This is a genomic window from Variovorax sp. CF313, assembly GCF_000282635.1.
In the GTDB taxonomy this organism is placed as follows: Bacteria; Pseudomonadota; Gammaproteobacteria; order Burkholderiales; family Burkholderiaceae_C; genus Variovorax.
The window spans coordinates 1-828 of the sequence record NZ_AKIW01000159.1; the positions used below are offsets into that span (position 1 = coordinate 1).

The 828-nt window shown below is 63.2% G+C and carries 1 protein-coding gene and 2 pseudogenes; 2 read left to right on the plus strand and 1 reads right to left on the minus strand.

Going from position 1 to position 828, the window contains the following annotated elements:
* Window positions 1–222 (minus strand): hypothetical protein (locus PMI12_RS29595; RefSeq protein WP_042674467.1); only part of this gene is annotated, 222 nt, incomplete at its 3' end.
* Here PMI12_RS29595 and PMI12_RS29640 point away from each other — a divergent pair.
* Window positions 161–295, plus strand: a pseudogene (locus PMI12_RS29640) (hypothetical protein); the annotation flags it as partial. The gene PMI12_RS29595 and the pseudogene PMI12_RS29640 overlap by 62 nt on opposite strands.
* A 3-nt stretch (window positions 296–298) precedes the next feature.
* Window positions 299–828 (plus strand): annotated as a pseudogene (locus tag PMI12_RS29600) (ESPR-type extended signal peptide-containing protein); the annotation flags it as partial.

The following is an 828-nucleotide window of genomic DNA, read 5'->3' on the forward strand; positions in this document are numbered from 1 at the left end:
CATCGACAGCTTGTCCACGTCGACTTCGACGGGTTTGAGCACCGCGACCAGCGGCATCAGCAGCCTGTCGACGGGCCTGAGCACGACCAACAGCAGCCTCAGCAGCCTCTCAACTTCGACATCCTCGGGCCTGAGCACCTCCTTCAGCGGCATTGGAAGCTTGTCGACGGGGCTGAGCACGACGAATAGCAACCTGAGTACGCTGAGTTCGTCGGTCAGCACGATCTACAACACCGGTACGAAGTATTTCCATACCAACAGCACGGGTGCAGACAGTCAGGCTCTCGGTGCCGACAGCGTGGCCATCGGCCAGAACGCGATATCGAATGGCAACGCCAGCGTGGCGCTGGGCTTGAATGCGCAGACCAACGTGGCCAACAGCGTAGCGCTGGGCGCTGGCTCAGTGGCCAACGTGGGGGCGCTGACCAACTACACCGCCTTCGGCCTAGCCGCGCCGCAAACCTCGTCGGGTGAGGTAAACGTGGGCAATCGCCAGATCACGGGGGTGGCCCCGGGCAGTGCTCCGCAGGATGCCGTCAATGTCAGCCAACTTTCCACGACCGCGGGTTCGTTGTCGACCGGCCTGAGCACGACCAACAGCAACGTTGCCAGCCTGTCGACCTCGACCTCCACGGGGCTGAGCACGGCCACCAGCGGCATCACCAGCCTGTCGACCGCTTTGAGCACGGCGGGCAGCGGTCTCGACAGTCTGTCGACCGGCCTGAGCACGACCAACAGTACTGTTGCCAGCTTGTCGACCTCGACGTCAACCGGCCTGAGCACTGCGACGAGCAGTATCGGCAGTCTGTCGACTTCGACTTCCACGGG